The sequence below is a fragment of the Herbidospora cretacea genome (genome assembly GCF_001570605.1).
Lineage (GTDB): Bacteria > Actinomycetota > Actinomycetes > Streptosporangiales > Streptosporangiaceae > Herbidospora > Herbidospora cretacea.
Map to the genome: position 1 here is coordinate 115,223 of NZ_BBXG01000009.1, position 20,172 is coordinate 135,394.

Consider the following 20,172-nt stretch of genomic DNA (forward strand, 5'->3'; position numbering starts at 1 on the left):
ACATCATGCTGACGGGTTGGTGGGGCGTCGTCCTGGACGCCCCGGACGCGCGAGAGCTCGCCCGCTTCTACGCCGCCCTCCTCGGCTGGGAACTGGTCAACGACGGCGAGGCCGTCCACCCGGGGGAGGGCACGTCGTACATCGCCTTCCAGACCTCCCCCGACTACCAGCCTCCGACCTGGCCTGACACGCCCGGAGCCCAGCAGATGATGCTCCACGTGGACGTGGGCGTCACCGGCCTGGACGAGGAGTTGGCCAGGGCGACGTCAGGGTCATGCTCGACCCGGCCGGGCATCCCTTCTGCCTCTACCTCGACACCTGAGTGGGGCCAGAATAAAGTTCGAATCATGCGGATCTTCTCGAACCTCTCCGAGCTCAAAGCCGCTCACGGCACGCATCTCGGCTTCACCGAGTGGCGGGCCGTCACCCAGGAACAGGTCGACCTGTTCGCCGACGCCACCGGCGACCACCAGTGGATCCACGTCGACGCCGAGCGCGCCGCGACGGGCCCCTTCGGCGGGACGATCGCCCACGGGTTCCTGTCCCTGTCGATGCTGCCGGTGATGATGGGCGAGCTCATCAGGGTCGACGGGCTGGCCATGGGGATCAACTACGGGCTCAACAAGGTCCGGTTCCCCGCGCCGGTCCCGGTGGGGGCGCGCATCCGGGCCGGGGGCGAGATCGCCGATCTCACCGACACCGCCCAGGGCGTGCTGGGCACCCTCAAGATGACCATCGAGGTCGACGGCGTGGCGAAACCGGCCTGCGTCGCCGAGCAGCTCATCCTCTACATCCCGGCGTAGTAGGCGGCGGCCTGGGCCCTGCTCTGCAGGCCGAGTTTGGCCAGCACCCGGCTGACGTGGGTCTTCGCGGTCGGTTCCGCGATGTCGAGTTCCCGGGCGATCTCCGCGTTCGACAGCCCCCGGCCGAGGCAGTGGAGGACGTCCCGTTCGCGGGCGGTGAGGTTGTCGGGGGCGGTGGCGGTCCTCGTCCGGGCGAAGGCCGAGATGAGCTTCCTGGTCACCTGCGGGGAGATCAGCCCGTCGCCGGCCGCGACCAGCCGGACCGCCTGCACGAGCGTGGCGGCGTCTGTGTTCTTCAGCAGGAACCCGGCGGCGCCCGCCCGCAGCGCGCCGAAGACATATTCGTCCAGGTCGAACGTGGTGAGGATGAGGATCTCCGTCTGCCCGGCGAGCTGCCGGGTGGCGGCGATGCCGTCGAGTCTCGGCATCCGGATGTCCATGATCACCACGTCGGGGCGCAGCTCCTGGGCCAGGGCCACCGCCGCCCGGCCGTCCCCGGCCTCGCCGACGATCCGCAGGTCGCTGGCGCCTTCCAGGACCAGGCGGATGCCCGCGCGCACCGCCGCGTGGTCGTCGGCGATCAAGACCGTGATCATGTCGCCAGGACGGCGCTGACCCGCCAGCCGCGCTCACACGGCCCCGCCTCGAACGTGCCGCCGAGCAGTCCGGCCCGCTCCCGCATGCCGATCAGCCCGGCCCGCGCGCCCGGCAGCTCCCGGGGCCGGTCGGTGACCGGATTGTCGATGGTCAGGGCCAGTTCGTCCGGACGATAGTCGATCGCGATGGAGACGGGCGCGGCGCCGTGTTTGAGCGCGTTCGTCAGCGACTCCTGGACGATGCGGTAGGCGGCCAGGTCGACCGCCGGCGGGAGATCCCTCGGCGTGCCCCGGACGTCGACCTTCGCGGTCATGCCCGACCGTTTCACCAGGTCGCCGACCTCCGACAGGCTCGGTCGGAGCGTCTCGGCCTCGCCTTCGGCCCGGAGCAGCCCGATCATGCCGCGCATCTCCGCCATGCCCTGGACGCTGTTCTCCCGGATCGACGCCATGATCTCCTGGACGGATCTCGCGTCCAGATCGGTTCTCGACAGCACGGCGCTCGACTGGATGGCGATCGCGCTGAAATGGTTCGCGACCAGATCGTGGAGTTCCCTGGCCATCCGGGTGCGTTCGGCGGTGATCGCGGCCTTCCGGTCGAGTTCGGCCATCAGCGTGGCCTGCCGGGCGTGGTCGCGGTGGTTGCGGATAATCGCGGCGGTGGTGACCGGCATGACGATGATCAGTCCGCCCTGGAAGGCGATGACCGCCCCCCACCCCCAATCGTGGTTGTGCAGCCCCGCCGCGACGCCCATGGCCAGCGCCCACACCGGGCCGACGCGCAGCAGGACGGTCAGCAGCTTCCGGGGCCCGTAGAGGCAGGCGGCGTAGATGTTGTCGGTGAACACGACGGCCGTGCCGAGCGAGGGCCCGATCGTCGCGTCGGCCGCCAGCGCCGCCACCCCGATGACGAACGCCGTCACCGGCCTCCTCCGGCGGATCGCCACACCGGTACAGGTGACCGCGAGCGGAACGAGGAACAGCTCCAGCGGCACGCCCGGCTTGACCTCACGGGCCCCCGCGACGAGCAGGACGACCCCGACCCCGAAGGCCGCCAAAGCCATGAGAGCGTCCTGCCGGGTGGGGGTCATGGGTTTCATCTCACCACGGGCCACCTGAAATGGGCATACATCGTTCGATGTACTGAACTTCGTTCCCAGCGGGGAGGTCCGCGCCTCCCGCCGCCACCAGCATGGATCTCATGCTGTGGTTGATCATCGCGGTCGAGGCCGGCTTCTGGATCCTGCTCGCCGCCGGTCTCTCCGTCCGGTACGGCTTGCGCCTGCGCCGCACCAGCTGGGCTCTCCTGGCCCTGACCCCGGTCCTCGACGTCGTGCTGCTCGTCGCCGCCGTGATCGACATGCGCTCGGGCACCGTCGCGACCTGGCAGCACGGCCTGGCCGGCGCGTACATCGCCTATTCGGTCGTCTTCGGCCACCGGACCATCAAATGGGCCGACGAGTTCGTCGCCCGCGGCTTCAAGAAGCCGCCGAAGTCGCTCGGCGAGTGGGCGCTGTGGTTCAGGATCGCCGGGGCGTACACGATCATGTGCCTGCTGCTCTTCGCGGCCGTCGTCATGGTCGGCGACCCGTCGAGGACCGCCGCCCTCACCGGTTTCATGCTCAACGCCCTGAAAGTCCCCCTGATCGCCCTGATCTGGCCGGTCGCCGACTCAGTGGGGCGTCAGTTCGGTAGGAAGCCGGACGCTGACCCGCCATCCCCCCATGTGCGGACCGGCGTGGACGCTCCCGCCCAGAGGAGTGGCCCGAGCCCGCATGAGCCGGACCCCGGACCGCCGGGACGGCCGGACCCCGATCGGACTGTCGATGGTCAGCGTGATCGCTGACGGCAGATAGGAGATGATGACGGTGGCCGAGGTGGTGCCGTGTTCGAGTGCGCTGGTCAGCGCCTCCTGGACGATCCGGTAACCGGCCAGATCGACCTCCCGGGGCAGGTCACGCGCGGGCCCCTGGATGTGCAGCCGCGTGGTCAGCCCCGCCTGCTTGCTCCGCTGGAGCAGATCCATGGGATCGGCCAGACTGCGGTGGTCGGCCCCCAGCACGCCGTTGATCCGTTCGACCAGCAGATGCTCCGCCTCCTCGGCGCGTCTCCGTTTTCTGCGATGCATGATCGTTGTCGTGGCGAGCAGGATGACGATGGCGAGGATGCCCAGGTTCAGCACATTAGGCCCCTGATCTGTGCGGTTATGTCGGTTCCTAACCGGCGGTGATGAGGGGTATGCGGGGGGTGGGGAACCTTGCCCGGGAGTTGGAGGAGGTGTGTCTTGGGGTAACCGGTTCGGAGTAGGGCCCGGGACCCGCTATGCTTATCTCTGCAAGCAGCCGTAGCTCAATGGATAGAGCATCTGACTACGGATCAGAAGGTTGGGGTTTCGAGTACCTCCGGCTGCACTGCACGAAGGCCCAGGTCATCACGCCGATGACCTGGGCCTTTTGCATGATCGATCAAGTGTTGGTGTCCGGCTGGCCCTGGCTGTCGACGAGGCGCGGCGGCTCGTCGTCCCCAATGCGTCCCCACGCTTCGGAGCCCAAGACGCGCCCGGTTCTCCGCTTGGCGGCCTCGCCGTCGCCCACGAGGCACTTCTCGTACGTTCGGTGGAGGACTTCCACGCTGTTGCCTGCCCACTCGGCGACCTTCTTAGGAGGGACGGCGGCGTTGAGCCAGGTGGACAGGCAGGCATGCCGCAGGTTGTAGCGACGCTGCGCCAGAGGGGAAGCGTGTTCTTCCGCACTCAGGGCCGTCTCGCCGTGCTCGCCTTCAGACTCGCAGGACCGTGCTCTTGGCGAGCACGTCGCCCTGTGCGCCATGGAAGATCCGGCCATCAGGGCCGGTGCCATTCTCCTTGAGGTGCTGCCGGAGAATGGCCATAAGCTCGGGCGGAATCGGTACTGGTCGCGTTTCCTCCTCGGGACGGTGCTTGAATCCGCGTTTATCGTGCTGATCGCCGGGATCCGTCCACTCTCTTCCGGCTTACCGCGTGGCGCCAGTCAGATAGAACTCTCCCCATCTGTCGTCGCCTCGGGAAGGGTAGTTTCGCTTTCTCGAAGATTAACAGCTTCCTCGGGACGGAGGCCGGCGAAATAGAGCGTGGCAAAGAACGGCATCAACAGTCTGCCGCTCGGCCTTTGAGAACCATCGGCAGCGAGCAGCATACCGAGCTGTTTCACTTCGCCATAAGTGACGGACCGGATTCCGTCGGTGCGCTATTCGTGCAGTAGTCGGCCTCATGGTTCGACGCTGTGTTGGACGATGTAGCACGTGAGACTGGGTAATGGAAAATTTGGCTGCTAAATCCTTGTAGGCCGTGATGAGTAAGGTGAAATATCTCCTACTCGACTTGACGGCCCGATTTGCGAAATATTCGTAGGACTGACGGCGCCCGAAGTTGCGGCAAGAATCCGAGTTGCGCTGGAAGAATCGGGCGCAGAACTTCCGAGAGAAGTCCATGACATGGATGAGCCGCTGGAAGTGTTCAAGTTCGGCGCCTCACTCGGCGACAGATTAAATGTGCTCGCGTTGGAAACCCTTGCTCAGGTAGTGGGCGAAGCAAGCTAGACGGCACGTTTGACGCCCGGTGCATCTGACCTCATGCGGAACGCGCGCCGCCACGGGATGTCCATACGATCGTCAGCAATAACTCGGTGGCTGCTGTGACTGCATTCCTGGAGCGAGAAGACCTCACCGGCCACGTGAGCTACATCTCGGCGCGCTCAGCGGCGGACCCTTCACTCATGAAACCCAGTCCGCACCTTCTCGATCAGGCGCTCAGCTACCTTGGCGCTGACCCTTCTTCCAAGATGCTGGTTGGAGACCATGGATGTGGCCCCTTGGGAGTCGTTGCAGTCGGCTTCGCCAATAGGCCGGAGAAGGTCAAGCGTTTGGCCGGCGCAGGGGCCGACTACATCGTGACCGACATGCGGGAGTTGGCGGCTTCCCTGGCGTAGTCCGACGCACACCTTTCTTTGCACATCAGAAGTGGAGAGAGTGAGTGACGAACTGCGTGACAATCGCTACGGACGTTGGCGTACTCTCGTGGACGTCCATATTTCTATGGACGTCCATGGAAATACGTCATAATCCGATCATCCTGGATCTGCGCAACTAGTAAGATGGCGCACTTTACTAGGTCTATCCAAAGCAATGCCATCGCGAGGCATCGCTAACTCCGGCGGGTTTTTGGGCATCCTGTAGGGGCGGCTGTTCCAGCTATCGATCTTCCAGGCATCGGAGTCATTAGATACGAACCACTCGAACGATGCTCCGAGTGAGGTGACCCGGTCTAGCTGCTTCCGAGTCAAATGTAGCAACAACGGAATCTCCCATTCTTGGCAGGCCCCAATTAAGATATCGTAAGTCAATGATATGCTGTAATCGGGCGCTCCTTCTTGCCCAATTTCCCAGCCGTAATTCGCGGAGAATAATGCAGGAATTCCGTTTGAATTGCGCACCACTAACTTCTTTCCTATTACAAGTTGGTGGTAAGACCAGGAGAGGCCGGGGATTTTGTAGGGAGTTAGCGCTTCATCTGTTTCGATTTCCATAACGCTGATGCGGCGAGCGAATGCCTCAGCCTCCCGCTCGCTTTCGGTTTTGCGCTCCTCTGTGCGCGCTCTGCGCTCATCGGCGAGTTGGCTCCGAGCTAGGTTTGCTTGCTGATTAGCGATTATCACCGCAGCGATAGTCCCGATCCCGGCAAGAAAGGTGCCAACGGCTACAAATAAGAATTTGATGCCCGATTGGATGCGTTTCTTGCCCGTTGTGAATTTTGTTGCTGAATGTCTGACTCGTTGGCTCGAACTTCGCTTGACTGCGGACGCCATTGGGCGCGGGTCGGCCTTTCGGATCGCCCGTGCCTTGCGAGGTTGTGGCGGTCTCACAATCATCATCCCTGCCAATCTCTTGGACATACTCACTGCGAAGCCTCTCGTAGGCGCATAACGCCTACGGTCTTACAGGACGTTCCAGTAGGGATGAAACTTCTCAGATACTTAGAGCTTGGGACTGCTGCTCGCAGGTCACAGCTTGATCGTTTATGTGTAGCGGAGCGCTGGTCCGCCAAAACATATTTTGCTGGCCGCCGGTGCGGAGCCGGTTGCCTCCGGTTGCCACCTTTCAGCAACATGATCGATCCTTCAATGCGTCCCCATGGCGGCGTCGAAAGGGTCCGATGCGAGCATTCTGGGCTGGTTACTGCGGTAGCTCTCTCCCTGCGGATCAGAAGGTTGGGGTTTCGAGTACCTCCGGCTGCACTGCGTAGAAGCCCAGGCAGGCATCAGCCGACTTGGGCTTCTGTGTTGTCTAACGACAAAGTTGTCTGGCGACCGGCTGGTACCGGCTGTGTCCCCATCCGACGCCAGGACCAGAGAACCGGCGACGAGCGTGGCGGACCCCTCGAGAAGCCGACCACGCCGGCCGAGGCGTGAACCTGTCCCTTTCCGCCGTCCATCGGTCTTCAGGCCCCATATGTGCGGCCGTCCAAGAAAGCGGTTCTGACCTCTGAACATCTGCTCATGTGTTTGACTGTCCGTCACGCGGAGATGACGCTCCGTAATAATCGGTGAAGGGAACACCCATGAGCAAGCAACACCAGCATCCCGAAGACGACGACTGCGTCGAGCCGGAGCACCCGGCCGACACGGAGTGTCACGACGACGACCACCCCCACGAGCACTAGTCCCCCACGGCTTGATCGACCGAGGAACACGCTTCGCGAAAGGGCCGCGACATGCTCTCTTTCCAGATCGCCCACGCCACCGGCGGTCCGCAGGACTGGACGGTGTGGGTGGCCGTCCCGCTCGTCGCGCTGAGCACGGTGGCGGGGGCGTGGGCGGCGCGGCGGAACGCCGGGCGGATCAGTGTCGTGCTCGGGGTGGCCTCGGCTCTCATGTTGGTGACCGCCCTGGCCGACCTCCTGCCCGACGCCTACGAGGAGGCCCTGGAGTCGGGGGTTCCCCTCTGGTGGGTGGCCGGGGCCGGGCTCTTCGGGTTTCTGGTGATCGCCTACTTCACCCGGAACGGGTGCGGGCACGGCCACGGCCACGAGGTGGGGCTCCGGCACGCGCCGGGGTTCCACCGGCCACGGGTGGGTGCGGCGCTGGCCGGTGGGGTCGGGACGGCTGTCGCCCTGTCGGCGCACCGGGTGGTCGAGGGGGCCACCCTGGCGCTCGCCGCGTCCCTGGTCGTGATCGTCGCGCTGATGGTGCACTCCGCGAGTGAGGGGATGGCGCTGGCGGCGATGATCGACGTGGCGGGACGGCCGCTGATGCCGTGGCTGGCGCTGTCGTGCCTCAGTCCGGTCGCGGGGGTGCTCACCGCCGAGGTCGTGGCCCTGCCCGAGCAGGCGGTGCCGCTGCTGCTCGGGCTGATCGCGGGGATCCTGCTCCGGACGGCGATCGTCGGGGTCAGGCTGGCCCGTTCGACCCGGAGGCTGACGCCGCGTGAGTGGCTGGGGGGCGCCGCCGTGGTCGCGGTGGCCGTCGGCCTCGTCTTCGGGGTGCCGCGTCTGGTGGAGCCCGGGGAGCGTCCCGCGCCGCCCGTGGTGGCGAAACCCACGCCGACGCCGTTCGTGCCGGCCACGCGGGGCGATCTGCGGAGCGCGTTCGCCGAGGGCCGGATCAGGTTCCGGCAGATCCTCGACGGGACCGACGTCGTGACGGTCAGCACGCACATCGGCTGGCTGCTCCAGGCCCTGCCCGGTTACGAGCCGCAGGCGGTCGTGGCCCTGCTGCGGCGTGGCCGCATCGGCGGGGGCACGCACATCGGCGACCTCGACACCGAGCAACGGCGGTACCTGCTCACCCGGCTCGATCCGATCAGAAGGTGATGACGTTCATGGGACACGACCACGAGGTGATCCCGCACCTCGGCCCCGGCATGTTCGAAGGGGGCGCTCTCACCCCGGCGGAGATCCATCACACGATCTTCACGACGGTCCGGTTCAGGGTCGGCTACAACCCGCGTGAGGTCGACGACTTCATGGCCAGGGCCGAAGCCGCGGTCGGCGCGCTCCTGCGGGAGAACGGGGAGCTGCGCGCCCGGCTGGCCCGACCCGGCGGAGAGCCGGACGCCGACCTGCGGGAGGCTCACCAGGAACTCCAGCGGGCGGTCGACCGGCATCGGGACCGCGTGCAGGCGATCCTCAGCTCTCGGTGAGGTCGCGCTCGGGGTGGATGGCGTCGGTGTGCTCGGTGTGGGCGACGGCCAGGTCGAGGAGCATGCGGACGTGGGCGTCGTCGAGCCGGTAGTAGGCCATGCGGCCGGTGCGGCGCACGGACACGACCCGGTGGGCGCGCAGCAGCCGCAGCGCGTGTGAGGTGGCCGACTCGCTGAGCCCGCTGACGACGGCGAGGTCGCACACGCACATCTCGCCCTCCACCAGGGCGAGCAGGAGGCTGAGACGGCGGGGGTCGCCCAGGAGGCTGAAGATGTCGGCCGTGTCGACCAGGTCGGCCTCCGACGGCATGCGCGACCGGACGGCGGCGACCCGCTCGGGATCCACGACCCTCGCCGCGCAACTGTCGAGATCCGTCGGCTGCACAGGTGAGGAGCTTTGCATACGCCCGACCTTACGTCGTGAAGGCCGGGCGTCCTTCCCCGTCACGCATTTGACCAGAAACAGGAGCCATGCCCCACACCCACTCTTCCGATCACGGTCACGGTCACGGTCACGGTCATGGCCACGGGCACGGCGTCGCCCCGGGGGCCGATCGGCGGTATCTGACGCTGGCGCTGGTCCTGCTCGTCGTCTTCATGGCGGGCGAGGTGGTGGTCGGGCTGATGGCCAACTCGCTGGCCCTGATCTCCGACGCCGGGCACATGCTGACCGACGCCAGCTCGATCGTCCTGGCGCTGATCGCGATGCGGCTCGCCGCCCGGCCCGCACGGGGGGCGTACACCTTCGGGTGGAAGCGGGCCGAGATCCTCTCGGCCCAGCTCAACGGTGCCACCTTCCTCGTCCTGGTGGCCTATTTCCTGTACGAGGGGGTCCGCCGGCTCGTCGACCCGCAGCCGGTCGAGGGGCCGCTCGTCCTCTACACCGCGCTGGCCGGGATCGCCGTCAACGCCGTCTGCACGTGGCTGCTGTCGAAGGCCAACCGGCAGAGCCTCAACGTCGAGGGCGCCTACCAGCACATCCTCAACGACATGTTCGCCTTCGTCGCCACCGCCGTGGCCGGGGTGGTCGTCTGGCTGACCGGCTGGCAGCGCGCCGACGCGGTGGCCGCCCTGGTCGTGGCCCTGCTCATGGCCAAGGCCGCCGTCGGCCTGCTGCGCGAGTCGGGACGCATCTTCCTCCAGGCCGCCCCCAAGGGCCTGAACCCCGACGCCATCGGCTCCGCCCTGGCCGCGCAGGACCACGTCGTCGAGGTCCACGACCTCCACGTCTGGACGGTGACCAGCGGCTACCCCTCCCTGTCCGCCCATGTACTCGTCGAGGCCGGTGCCCACATGCGTGACGTCCGCGGCGACCTGAGCCGCCTCCTGCGGGAACGCTTCGGGATCGAGCACGTCACCCTCGACCTCGATCTGGCCGACGAGTCGGAGCACTGCGACGAGGCCCACGGCCCCAGCTATCCGGCGGCCCGTGAGGGCGGCATGGACCGCCTGGGCCGCGCCCTGCTCGTGCCGGAGCGACGCCGCATCCTCATCGCCCTGGTCACCGGCTCGCGCAGCCTGGGCGAACTGGCCGAACGGCTGACGACCACGCCGGCGGAGGTGGCCTCGCACCTGGCCTGCCTCGAAGGGTGCGGGCTGGTGCGCGGGAGAGTGACCGGTTACGAGCTCACCGACGAGCGGCTGGCGCACGCGCTGTCCGATCTCCTGAGCTTCGGCCTGGTGGTGAAGCGCGAGGCGGCGTGCCTGGAACCGGCGTGAACTTTATGCCGTCCACACCTGGGATCCGGCTATCTTCTACATTAGGTAGAAATTAGAGCGGGAGGACAGCTGTGGCGACGTCACAGAAACGGGCCGAGGCGCGGCGGGCGAAGATCGAGTCCATGCGGGCGCACAACCGGCGGCGGGACGCGCGCCGGCGCAACGTCAAGGCCACCCTCGCCGTGGTCGCGGCCTTCGCGGTCATCGCGGTGGCCTTCGTGCTGATCAACCGGGCCACGACCGACCCGGGCACCACGCTCGCGACGGGGGAGACCCAGTACGTCCGCGCGGACAGTCACCGGCTCCAGACGGCCGCCGACGGGAAGGTCACCCTGGTCGAGTTCCTCGACTTCGAGTGCGAGGCCTGCCGCGCGTACTTCCCGCTGGTGGAGAGCCTTCGGAAGCAGTACGAGGGCAAGGTGACCTTCGTCGCCCGCTACTTCCCGATCCCCAGCCACTTCAACGCCGAACGCGCGGCGCGGGCGGTCGAGGCCTCGGCGCAGCAGGGCAGGTTCGACGACATGTACAAGAAGATGTACGAGACCCAGCAGACCTGGGGCGAGAAGCAGGTCCCCGCCGACCCGCTCTTCCGCGGGTTCGCCGAGGAGATGGGCCTCGACATGGCGAAGTGGGACCAGGCCTACGACGACCCGGCCACGCTGGCGCGGGTCAAGAAGGACGTCGCCGACGGCCAGGCGGTGGGAGTGAGCGGCACCCCGACCTTCTTCCTGAACGAGAAGAAGATCCAGCCGCAGTCCGAGGAAGAGTTCAAGGCGGCCATCGATGCAGCTCTCGCAGGCTGAGCCCTTCGCCTCGCACGACGGCGACGACGAGGAGCCCTATCCCCGGCTCCTCCCCCGGCTGCTGGCGGCCGGAGGCCTGTTCGGCCTGGTGGCCGCCTTCGTCCTCGCTGTCGAGAAGATCGCGCTGCTCAAGGATCCCTCGTACGTGCCGAGTTGCAGCATCAACCCGGTGCTGTCGTGCGGCTCGGTGATGACCACGGCGCAGGCCGAGGCGTTCGGGTTCCCCAATCCCTTGCTGGGCATCGCGGCGTTCGCCGTCGTCACCACGGTCGGGGTGGTGCTGCTGGCCGGCGCGGTTCTGCCGCGCTGGGTCTGGCTCGGGTTGCAGGCGGGGGTGACGTTCGGTGTCGTCTTCGTGCACTGGCTCGTCTACCAGAGCCTGTACGTCATCGGCGCGCTGTGCCCCTACTGCATGGTGGTCTGGGCGGTCACCATCCCGCTCTTCCTGTACGTCACCCTGCACAACCTGCGCCGCCGCCCGCTGGCGTGGCTGCTCTCGGGCTACCACCTGGCCGTCCTGGCGACCTGGTACCTGGCGATCGTCGCGCTGATCGGCGTGCGGTTCTGGTCGTACTGGAGCACTTTGATCTAGTAACGGACATTTGGCATCTTTCGTCTATCTATGTCCTGTTCAGCCAGTCGCTGGAGGCTCGTCTGTCGCACCCTTCTCGTAAGTGAGCGGAAGGCTCAGACGTGACAGACAAGCACCACGAAGAGGCAGCGGGCGAGGCCATCTCACGCCGTCAGCTGGTCAGGTACGCGGGGATCGGCGCCACCCTGGTGGCCGCCAGCGGGGTGGCCGCCACGGGCACGGCCGCCGCCGACGACAAGCACGACCACGACAAGCCCTCGTCGTCCAAGGGCCGGATGTGGCGCGCGGGCGACCACCACGTGCACTCGGAGTACAGCGGGGCGTTCGACACCTCCGTGAACCCGCCCAAGTTCACCAAGGGCGCGGACGCGGTCTACCCGATCGTGACCAACGCGATCATGGCGAAGCACTTCGGCCTCACTTGGGCCATGTGCACCGACCACGGTGGGCCGAACCACTCGAAGGTGAACCTGGAGCAGGCCTACCCCGACCTGCTGCGCTCGCGCATTCTCGTACCGGATGTCCTGCAGTTCTGGGGCATGGAGTTCGACGCGCCCGCGCTCGACCACCACACCCTGATGATCCCGCACCACAGCGGCGAGGCCCAGCAGCTGTTCGAGCTGGAGCAGAAGTACGCCAAGCTGGAGGCCTTCCCGCTCGACCCGGGCCGCGACACCGAGGCCAAGATGGTCGAGTTCCTCAAGGCCGCCAAGGGCATGAGCCACAAGCCGCTGGTGATCGCCCACCACGCGTCGCGCTCGGCCCCGGGCCTGGGCGTCTACGGCCAGGACACCCCCAAGGAGTTCCGCAACGGCAACAACGCCGCCCCCGACGTCTACGTCGGCTTCGAAGGCGCCCCCGGCCACCAGGCCGGACCGCTGAACGGCGGCGCGCGCGGCGGTTACGGCAACCATCCGACCTACGGCGGCTTCGACCAGATGACCGCCCGCGTCGGCGGCCTGTGGGACTCGCTGCTCGGCGAGGGTCGCCGCTGGTGGATCACCGCGACCTCCGACTCGCACGTCCACTGGACCCGCGGCGGCTCCGACTTCTGGCCGGGCGAGTACAGCAAGACCTACGTGTACGCCCGCCAGGACTACGCCGACATCATGGACGGCCTGCGCAACGGCCGCATCTGGGTCACCACCGGCGACCTGATCACCAGCCTCGACCTGACCGCGAGCAGCCAGAACCGCACCGCGGCCTCGGGCGAGACCGTCACGCTCAGCCGCCGCAACAGGAGCGACGTCGAGATCGAGATCCGGTTCCGCCCGCGCACGGTCGTCAACGGCAACGGCGTCCGCCCGCAGGTCCGCCGCGTCGACCTGATCACCGGCCAGATCACCGGCCCCAGCGCCGACCCGAACGCCGACACCAACCCCACCACCAAGGTCGTGGCCCGCTTCGGCCCCCGCGACTGGCACCAGCAGGGCGGCGAGTACGTCATCCGCCACACCCTGCGGGGCGTCGAGTCCGACATGTACGCCCGGGTGCGCGGCACCAGCACCGACGAGGCCGAGCCGCTGGCCGACGGCAAGGAGAACCCCTGGGACGACCTGTGGTTCTACTCCAACCCGGTCTTCGTCCAGTTCCGGTAGCCCCTTGAGCGGACGGCCTCTCCCGAGTCCCCGGGAGGGGCCGTTCCATTCGTGCCAGGTTCGGGCCGGAACGGTGTCCGGACAGAGTCGATCTTGTAGCTTCGGGCGGGTGATCCCCTTATGGCGAACAGCCACCGCCCTCGTGACCGCTGCCACTCTGATGACGACGGCGTCTCCTGCCGCCGCGGCCGTGACCCCGCCCGGCCGCCACGACGGCGGCCCGGCCACCACGGTCCGCACCGACACCGGCTGGCTGCGCGGCACCTCGGCGAAGGATCACCGGATCTTCCGGGGCGTCCCGTACGCCGCTCCTCCGGTCGGTGAGCTGCGGTGGCGTTCGCCGCAGCCGGCCGCACCGTGGCAGGGCGTGCGCGCGGCGACGGTTTCCGGCGACCGATGCGCCCAGGTTCCCGGCAGCGACAGCGAGGACTGCCTGTATCTCGACGTGGTCGTGCCGGCTTCCGCCTCGCCCGCGCGGCGCAAGCCGGTCGTGGTCTGGCTGCACGGCGGTGGCCTGATGACCGGGGCGGGCAGCGACAACGACGCCCGCCGGCTCGCCGTCCGGGGCGACGTGGTCGTGGTGACCGTCAACTACCGGCTGGGGATCCTCGGCTTCTACGGCCATCCGGGGCTGGAGAACAGCGGCGCGTACGGCACCGAGGACCAGCAGGCCGCCCTGCGCTGGGTGGCGCGCAACGCCGCCGCCTTCGGCGGCGACCCGGGCAACGTGACACTCGCGGGGGAGTCGGCCGGCTCCCACTCGGTGTGCGCGCAGCTCGCCTCGCCCTCCGCCGCGGGCCTCTTCCACCGGGCGATCATGCAGAGCAGCGCCTGCCGGATGGGCGACTTCGCCGCCGCCGGCGTCACGTCCTTCCTCGGCGCGCCGCTGTGGATCCCGCGTGAGGCGTACGAGGGCTACGGCCAGGTGATCGCCGCCGGGCTCGGGTGTGCCGACCCGGCCACCGCTGTGGCCTGCCTGCGCGGCAAGCCGGTTGCCGAGCTGCTCGCCCAGACGCCGCTGCCGCTGCCGGGCTACGGCAACGCCGTCCTGCCGGATGACCCCGCGAAGGTCTTCGCGGAGGGACGCTTCCACCGGGTGCCCGTGCTGGCCGGGACCACCCGGGACGAGGGCACGCTGTTCGCCTCGCTGCTCTTCCCCGACCCCGGACAGGAGGCGTACGAGGCCGCCATCCGGCAGCACTTCGGCGACAAGGCCGCCGCCGTCCTGGCGAAGTATCCGCCGAGCGCGCACGGTTCGCCGCTCCAGGCCCTGGCCGCCGTCATGAGCGACTTCGAGTGGACGTGGGTGGCCCGCGACAACACCAAGATGTTCGCCCGGCACGTGCCCACCTACGCCTACGAGTTCGCCGACCGCACCGCACCTCCGCTCTTCCCGCTGTCCAACGGCGTCCAGCCCCTCGCCTTCCACAGCGGGGACCTGTCCTACCTGTTCGACACCTCGTCGGTCGCCGCCCCGCTGAACCGGCAGCAGCGCCGCCTGAGCGACACGATCATGGACTACTGGACGCGCTTCGCCGCCACCGGCAACCCCAACGGTCCCGGCCTGCCGCGCTGGCAGCCGGTCCGCCCCGGCGACCCCACGCCCTACGTCCAGGGCCTGGACCTCGGCCCCGGCGGCGTCGGCCCGTGGGACCAGGCCGCCGCCCACCACCTGGCCTTCTGGGACGAGCTGACCGCGGGCTCCTGACCGGCGCGGCTCAGGTCGTGATCGTGGCCCCTACCGGCAGGTGGTCGCTGCCGGTGGCGGGCAGCACCCACGAGCGCTCCGGTTCCACGCCGCGCACCAGGACGTGGTCGATCCGGGTCACCGGGAACATCGCGGGGAAGGTGAAGCCGAAGCCGTTCCCCGCCACCTCCTGGGCCGAGACCAGGCCCGAGGTGAGGCCGGCGAACGCCCGGTCGTCCATGGTCCCGTTCAGGTCGCCGAGCACGACCAGCCGCTCGCTCTCGTCGGCGGCGACGGCCTCGGCGAGCGCCCGCGCGCCGCGGTCGCGGCTGTCGGTCCAGAAGCCGTTGCGGGGGAGGACCCGGACCGACCCCAGGTGGGCCACGTACACCGTCAGCGGGCCCCGGCCGGTGGTCACGGTGGCGCGCAGCGCCCGCTGGTAGGACGCCTTGTCGGCCGCCGGGATGGTGCCCGCCAGCGGTCCGGCGTCCAGGTCGATGTCGACCGGCCGGGTGTCGGCCAGGGGGAGTCTGCTCCAGAGTCCGACCGTGCCCTGCACCGTGTGGTGGGGGTAGGCCCTGGCCAGGGCCTTCTCGTAGACCGGCTTCGCTGTCGGGGTGATCTCCTCCAGGGCCAGCACGTCGGCGCCGGAGGCGGCCAGGGCGACGGCGGTGCCGGCCGGGTCGGGGTTGGCCGCGCCGACGTTGTGGCTGATCAGGGTGAGGTCGCCGCCCGGGCCGGACTTGTCGAGGAGCAGCCCGCCGAACAGGCTCAGCCACACCCCGGCCGGCAGCAGCAGCGCGACCAGCGCGGCGGCCGAGCGGCGGCACAGCGCGCCGGTCAGCAGCACCGGGATGCCCAGGCCGAGCCACGGCAGGAAGTTCTCCACCAGGTTGCCGACGCCGCCGCGACCGGTGATCCGCGCGTGCAGCAGCAGGAGCAGGCCGAGCAGCAGCGCCGGCGCCACGCGCACCGGCCAGGGGAGTCGAGGCATGCGGCCCAGTCAAGGCGGCGGGGCGTTGCCGCCGCGTATGCGCTTTTCGATACGTGGACGATATGCGCCCGTTCGTAGCATGAAGCCCGTGCGCGTGCTGATCGTCGAGGACGAACCCTTTCTGGCGGAGGCCGTCCGCGACGGGCTCCGCCTGGACGCGATCGCCGCCGACATCGCGGGTGACGGCCATGCGGCCCTGGACCTGCTGAGCGTCAACCGGTACGACATCGCCGTCCTCGACCGTGACATCCCCGGGCCGTCGGGTGACGACGTCGCCAGGCACATCGTCGACTCCGGCAGCGGGATGCCGATCCTCATGCTGACCGCGGCCGAGCGGCTCGACGACAAGGCCTCCGGCTTCGCCCTCGGCGCGGACGACTACCTCACCAAGCCGTTCGAGATGCGGGAGCTCGTCATGCGGCTGCGGGCGCTCGACCGCAGGCGGGGGCACAGCAGGCCGCCGGTGCGGGAGATCGCGGGGCTGCGGCTGGACCCGTTCCGCCGGGAGGTCTACCGGGACGGCCGCTACGTCGCGCTGACCAGGAAGCAGTTCGCCGTGCTGGAGGTCCTCGTCGCCGCCGAAGGCGGGGTGGTGAGCGCCGAGGAGCTGCTGGAACGGGCCTGGGACGAGAACGCCGACCCCTTCACCAACGCCGTGCGGATCACCGTCTCGGCGCTGCGCAAACGGCTCGGCGAACCCGGGATCATCGCCACCGTGCCCGGTGTCGGCTACCGCGTCGAGGGCGGCGGCGATGGATAGGGCGCCCGGGTTGAGCGCCCGCCTCAGGCTCACCCTCAGCTACGCCGGGTTCCTCATGGTGGCCGGCGCGCTGCTGCTCGGGGCGGTGTGGTTCTTCACCCTGCGCCACCTGCCCGAGTACACGACAGTCTCCGGGGGCGTGCTGCCCCGCTCGATCCTGCTGCGCGATCTCGCGTCGGCCGAGGCCGGGGCGCTGCTGTTCCTGCTGGTGTTCGGGCTGGCGGGAGGGTGGATCCTGGCCGGGCGGATGCTCGCCCCGCTGACCCGCATCACCGACGCCACCCGGCTGGCCGCGACGGGCTCGCTGTCCCACCGGATCCGGCTGCCGGGCCGCCACGACGAGTTCCGGGAACTCGCCGACGGGTTCGACGGGATGCTGGAGCGGCTCGAAGCCCACGTCGCGGAGCAGCGGAGGTTCGCCGCCAACGCCTCCCACGAGCTGCGCACCCCGCTGGCGATCTCCAAGGCGCTGATCGACGTGGCCCGCACCGACCCCGGCCACGACACCGGCGAGGTCTTCGAACGGCTCCACGCCGTCAACACCCGGGCGATCGACCTCACCGAGGCGCTGCTCGCGCTCAGCCGTGCCGAGCAGCGGTCGTTCACCCGGGAGCGGGTCGACCTGTCGCTCCTGGCGGAGGAGGCCGCCGAGACACTCCTTCCCCTGGCGGAGAGGCTCGGCGTCACCGTCGAGACCTGCGGTGACATCACTCCTACGGCCGGATCGCCGACCCTGCTGCTGCAACTGACCACGAACCTCGTCCAGAACGCGATCGTCCACAACCGGCCCGGGGGCAGGGTGCGGGTGGAGACCAGGGTCCGCCCGGCGACCGTCGTGCTCGTGGTGGAGAACACCGGCGAGAGGCTCACCCCACGGCTGGTGGCGACCCTCACCGAGCCGTTCCGGCGCGGCACCGAGCGGATCAACACCGGCCACGCGGGCGTCGGCCTCGGCCTGGCCCTGGTCAAGACCATCACCCACGCGCACGACGGCACGCTCACCCTCACCCCGCGCCCGGCCGGGGGGATCCGCGTCACCGTGGCGCTTCCCGCGACGTAACCGCAGATGTTCACGGTGCGTTCGACGTCTGGTTCTGCGCTGGCGGGCTGAGGGGACTTCGCTCTTCCCCAGCGGGTTGTTCACCCCGCAACGAAGAGATCTCGGAGGTACTTGTGCCCAGCACAAGGTGGCCCGCTCCCGCCCTTGCCGCCGCGGCGGTCGTCGCCATGTTCGGCGTGACCGTTCCGGCCGCGGGCGCGGCGGCGTCTGACGATGTACACCTCGGCGCGCCCTGCTCGGCCGACGTGGGCCTGCGCGGCTTCACCGACAGCCTGGACAAGAAGACGTTCGAGGGCACCCCGGTCGGTGCTCTGTCCGCGATCGGGCGGCTGCGCGACGACCGGATGCTGGCGCTCTCGGACAACACCGGCACCGTTCCCGCCCGCGTCTACGAGCTCGCCCTGTCCGGGGACGACGCCCAGGTCGTCGACATGACGACGCTGAAGCGGCCGAACGGGACGCCGTACAACGGCACCGACTTCGACGGCGAGGGGCTCGTCGTCGAGCCGCACGGGAAGACCGTCATCGCGAGCTCCGAGACCGAGCCGGCGATCCGCCGGTTCCGCCTCTCCGACGGGCTGCAGACCGCCTCCTTCGAGGTGCCGGCCCGGTTCCGGATCACCCCCGCGGGCGAGTCGCCGGTCAACCTCGCCTTCGAGGCGCTGACCAGCACGTCCGACGGCAAGGTTCTGTACGCCGGCATGGAGGGCCCCCTCTCCGGCGACGGCCGTGAGGCCAACGGCGCCGGCCGGCAGCGAATCCTGCGCTACGAAGGCACGCCCGGCGGCGACTACAAGCCGGTCGCGCAGTACGCGTACCGGACCGACCCCAGCCTCGGGCTGGTCGAACTGGTGGCGCTCGGAAGCGACCAGTTCCTCTCGATGGAGCGCGGCTTCACCGTCGGCGTGGGCAACACGGTGCGGATCTACCGCGTCACCGCCACCGGCGCGCCCGACGTCTCGGGCGTCGCCTCGCTGGCCACGCTGACCGACCCGCGTGGATGGCTGGGCAAGACGCTGCTGGCCGACCTGGTCAACTGTCCGTCCCTGGGCGCGACCAACAAGTCGCCGCAGCCGAACCCGCTGCTGGACAACATCGAGGGCATGGCGCTCGGCGACCGTCTCGACGACGACACCCGCGTGCTCCACCTGATCTCCGACGACAACAACGCCGCTTCGCAGATCACCCGCCTGTACGACCTGAGCGTCCACATCCCCGACGAGGCGCGGCTGCGCGACCGGGCGATCCTGTCGGCGACCGACTACCAGCCCGGCCCCGTCTCCGGCACGCTGCTGCCGAAGACCCCGGTCAACGGGATCACCCCGCCGTTCCCCGGCCAGCCGGTCCCCGGCTTCTCGGCGGTCATCCCGAACACGCGCGGCTCCAAGAACGCCAACCGCCTGCTCGCCATGCCCGACAACGGCTTCGGCGCGAAGGACAACTCGGCCGACTTCCTGCTCCGCGCGTACTACATCGAGCCCGACTACAAGACCGGCCAGATCGGGATCAAGAGCCACATCAGCTTCCGCGACCCCGACCGCAAGGTCCCGTTCCCGATCGTGAACGGCAACACCGCCGAGCGGCTGCTGACCGGCGCCGACTTCGACATCGAGTCGCTCCAGTGGGACGCCGACGGCACCCTGTGGATCGGCGACGAGTTCGGCCCCTACCTGGTGAACGTCGACAGGACCGGCAAGGTGCTGCGCGCCCCGATCCCGCTGGCCGACGGCACCAAGTCGCCCCAGTCGAACGAGCTCGCCCCCGGTGAGGCCCCGTCGCTGCCCGGCAGCGGCGGCTTCGAGGCCATGGCCGCCAGCGAGGACGGCTACACCCTCTACCCGATCCTCGAACGCGCCAAGACCGCCGACCCCGACCAGCGCCGCCGCGTCGTGTACGAGTTCGACGTCCGCACCGCCGCCTACACCGGCAGGACCTGGACCTTCCGGGTCGACGAGCCGGGCCTGTTCGTGGGCGACGCCCAGCTGCTCGACGGCAACCGGCTGCTGCTGATCGAGCGCGACAACGGCATGGGCCAGACGTCGCTGGTCAAGAAGCTGATCGTCACCGACCTCGACAAGGCCGACGCCAACGGCGTGCTGCCCCGCCGCACCGCCGTGGACCTGATGCGCCTCGCCGACCCGAAGGGCGTCTCCACCCCGGCCCGCCCCAACGAGTACGGCGTCGGGGACCTGTTCTCCTTCCCGCTCCAGTCGGTCGAGTCGGTCCTGCCGCTGTCGGGTGACCGCGTCGTCGTGGCCAACGACAACAACTTCCCCGGCAACGACGGCCGCATCCCCGGCCGCGCCGACGACACCGAAGTGATCGTCATCGACGTCCCGGGCCTGCGCCACTGATCCCGCACGTGCTGGACGAAGCCCAGGTCATCA

General features: G+C 68.8%; 19 protein-coding genes and 1 tRNA gene. 15 read left to right on the plus strand and 5 right to left on the minus strand.

Annotation, left to right across the window (positions count from 1 at the left end):
• The first annotated feature begins 5 nt into the window (after positions 1 to 5).
• Positions 6 to 803: a MaoC/PaaZ C-terminal domain-containing protein gene (locus tag AW270_RS42155; RefSeq protein WP_369408997.1), complete on the plus strand. Its 798-nt coding sequence runs from the start codon at positions 6 to 8 to the stop codon at positions 801 to 803.
• Here AW270_RS42155 and AW270_RS19640 read toward each other — a convergent pair.
• Positions 788 to 1,399, minus strand: coding sequence for a response regulator (locus AW270_RS19640; RefSeq protein WP_061296404.1), 612 nt, complete (start codon positions 1,397 to 1,399; stop codon positions 788 to 790). The genes AW270_RS42155 and AW270_RS19640 overlap by 16 nt on opposite strands.
• On the minus strand, positions 1,396 to 2,490 hold the full coding sequence (locus tag AW270_RS19645) for a sensor histidine kinase (RefSeq protein WP_245674776.1): 1,095 nt from the start codon (positions 2,488 to 2,490) through the stop codon (positions 1,396 to 1,398). Before AW270_RS19645 ends, AW270_RS19640 begins: the two co-directional genes overlap by 4 nt.
• Before the next feature lie 110 nt (positions 2,491 to 2,600).
• Here AW270_RS19645 and AW270_RS19650 point away from each other — a divergent pair, with 110 nt between their 5' ends.
• The 4 genes from AW270_RS19650 to AW270_RS38890 all read left to right on the plus strand — a co-directional run bounded on the left by AW270_RS19650 (position 2,601) and on the right by AW270_RS38890 (position 5,364).
• Positions 2,601 to 3,245: a hypothetical protein gene (locus AW270_RS19650; protein WP_157522259.1), complete on the plus strand. Its 645-nt coding sequence runs from the start codon at positions 2,601 to 2,603 to the stop codon at positions 3,243 to 3,245.
• A 39-nt stretch (positions 3,246 to 3,284) separates the two neighbouring features.
• Positions 3,285 to 3,629 carry a hypothetical protein gene (locus AW270_RS19655; protein ID WP_061296411.1) on the plus strand — a complete coding sequence of 115 codons (345 nt, stop codon included), beginning with the start codon at positions 3,285 to 3,287 and terminating at the stop codon, positions 3,627 to 3,629.
• A 108-nt stretch (positions 3,630 to 3,737) separates the two neighbouring features.
• Positions 3,738 to 3,810, plus strand: a tRNA-Arg gene (locus AW270_RS19660).
• Positions 3,811 to 5,070: 1,260 nt separating this feature from the next.
• Positions 5,071 to 5,364 carry an HAD family hydrolase gene (locus AW270_RS38890; protein WP_157522265.1) on the plus strand — a complete coding sequence of 98 codons (294 nt, stop codon included), beginning with the start codon at positions 5,071 to 5,073 and terminating at the stop codon, positions 5,362 to 5,364.
• Positions 5,365 to 5,502: 138 nt separating this feature from the next.
• Here AW270_RS38890 and AW270_RS38895 read toward each other — a convergent pair whose 3' ends face one another.
• Complete coding sequence (locus tag AW270_RS38895) at positions 5,503 to 6,240, minus strand: hypothetical protein (protein ID WP_157522268.1); 738 nt, start codon at positions 6,238 to 6,240, stop codon at positions 5,503 to 5,505.
• Between the two features lie 905 nt (positions 6,241 to 7,145).
• Between AW270_RS38895 and AW270_RS19665 the strand changes: the two genes are divergently transcribed.
• Both AW270_RS19665 and AW270_RS19670 read left to right on the plus strand, forming a co-directional pair.
• Positions 7,146 to 8,243 carry a ZIP family metal transporter gene (locus AW270_RS19665; RefSeq protein ID WP_061296413.1) on the plus strand — a complete coding sequence of 366 codons (1,098 nt, stop codon included), beginning with the start codon at positions 7,146 to 7,148 and terminating at the stop codon, positions 8,241 to 8,243.
• Entirely contained in the window at positions 8,243 to 8,572 is a 330-nt protein-coding gene (locus tag AW270_RS19670) for a DivIVA domain-containing protein (protein ID WP_061296415.1), read from the plus strand. Before AW270_RS19665 ends, AW270_RS19670 begins: the two co-directional genes overlap by 1 nt.
• Here the strand turns inward: AW270_RS19670 and AW270_RS19675 are convergent.
• Positions 8,559 to 8,957: an ArsR/SmtB family transcription factor gene (locus AW270_RS19675; protein ID WP_245674777.1), complete on the minus strand. Its 399-nt coding sequence runs from the start codon at positions 8,955 to 8,957 to the stop codon at positions 8,559 to 8,561. The genes AW270_RS19670 and AW270_RS19675 overlap by 14 nt on opposite strands.
• A gap of 86 nt (positions 8,958 to 9,043) precedes the next feature.
• Here AW270_RS19675 and AW270_RS19680 point away from each other — a divergent pair, with 86 nt between their 5' ends.
• The 5 genes from AW270_RS19680 (at position 9,044) to AW270_RS19700 (ending at position 14,992) form a co-directional block, all read left to right on the plus strand.
• Positions 9,044 to 10,291, plus strand: coding sequence for a cation diffusion facilitator family transporter (locus AW270_RS19680; RefSeq protein ID WP_063819266.1), 1,248 nt, complete (start codon positions 9,044 to 9,046; stop codon positions 10,289 to 10,291).
• A gap of 71 nt (positions 10,292 to 10,362) precedes the next feature.
• On the plus strand, positions 10,363 to 11,094 hold the full coding sequence (locus tag AW270_RS19685) for a DsbA family protein (protein WP_218009284.1): 732 nt from the start codon (positions 10,363 to 10,365) through the stop codon (positions 11,092 to 11,094).
• The gene (locus tag AW270_RS19690; protein ID WP_061296419.1) at positions 11,075 to 11,686 is read left to right on the plus strand and encodes a vitamin K epoxide reductase family protein; all 612 of its coding nucleotides are present in this window, start codon (positions 11,075 to 11,077) and stop codon (positions 11,684 to 11,686) included. Before AW270_RS19685 ends, AW270_RS19690 begins: the two co-directional genes overlap by 20 nt.
• Before the next feature lie 101 nt (positions 11,687 to 11,787).
• Entirely contained in the window at positions 11,788 to 13,284 is a 1,497-nt protein-coding gene (locus AW270_RS19695) for a CehA/McbA family metallohydrolase domain-containing protein (protein ID WP_061296422.1), read from the plus strand.
• Positions 13,285 to 13,426: 142 nt separating this feature from the next.
• Positions 13,427 to 14,992, plus strand: coding sequence for a carboxylesterase/lipase family protein (locus tag AW270_RS19700; protein ID WP_218009285.1), 1,566 nt, complete (start codon positions 13,427 to 13,429; stop codon positions 14,990 to 14,992).
• Between the two features lie 10 nt (positions 14,993 to 15,002).
• Here AW270_RS19700 and AW270_RS19705 read toward each other — a convergent pair whose 3' ends face one another.
• Positions 15,003 to 15,965, minus strand: a complete 963-nt coding sequence (locus AW270_RS19705; protein ID WP_061296427.1) for an endonuclease/exonuclease/phosphatase family protein — start codon at positions 15,963 to 15,965, stop codon at positions 15,003 to 15,005.
• Between the two features lie 88 nt (positions 15,966 to 16,053).
• Here AW270_RS19705 and AW270_RS19710 point away from each other — a divergent pair, with 88 nt between their 5' ends.
• The 3 genes from AW270_RS19710 (at position 16,054) to AW270_RS19720 (ending at position 20,139) form a co-directional block, all read left to right on the plus strand.
• The gene (locus tag AW270_RS19710) at positions 16,054 to 16,725 is read left to right on the plus strand and encodes a response regulator transcription factor (RefSeq protein WP_061296429.1); all 672 of its coding nucleotides are present in this window, start codon (positions 16,054 to 16,056) and stop codon (positions 16,723 to 16,725) included.
• The gene (locus AW270_RS19715) at positions 16,718 to 17,785 is read left to right on the plus strand and encodes a sensor histidine kinase (protein ID WP_061296431.1); all 1,068 of its coding nucleotides are present in this window, start codon (positions 16,718 to 16,720) and stop codon (positions 17,783 to 17,785) included. The genes AW270_RS19710 and AW270_RS19715 overlap by 8 nt, the downstream gene beginning before the upstream one ends.
• Before the next feature lie 113 nt (positions 17,786 to 17,898).
• Complete coding sequence (locus AW270_RS19720; RefSeq protein WP_218009286.1) at positions 17,899 to 20,139, plus strand: esterase-like activity of phytase family protein; 2,241 nt, start codon at positions 17,899 to 17,901, stop codon at positions 20,137 to 20,139.
• The last annotated feature ends 33 nt before the right edge of the window (positions 20,140 to 20,172 follow it).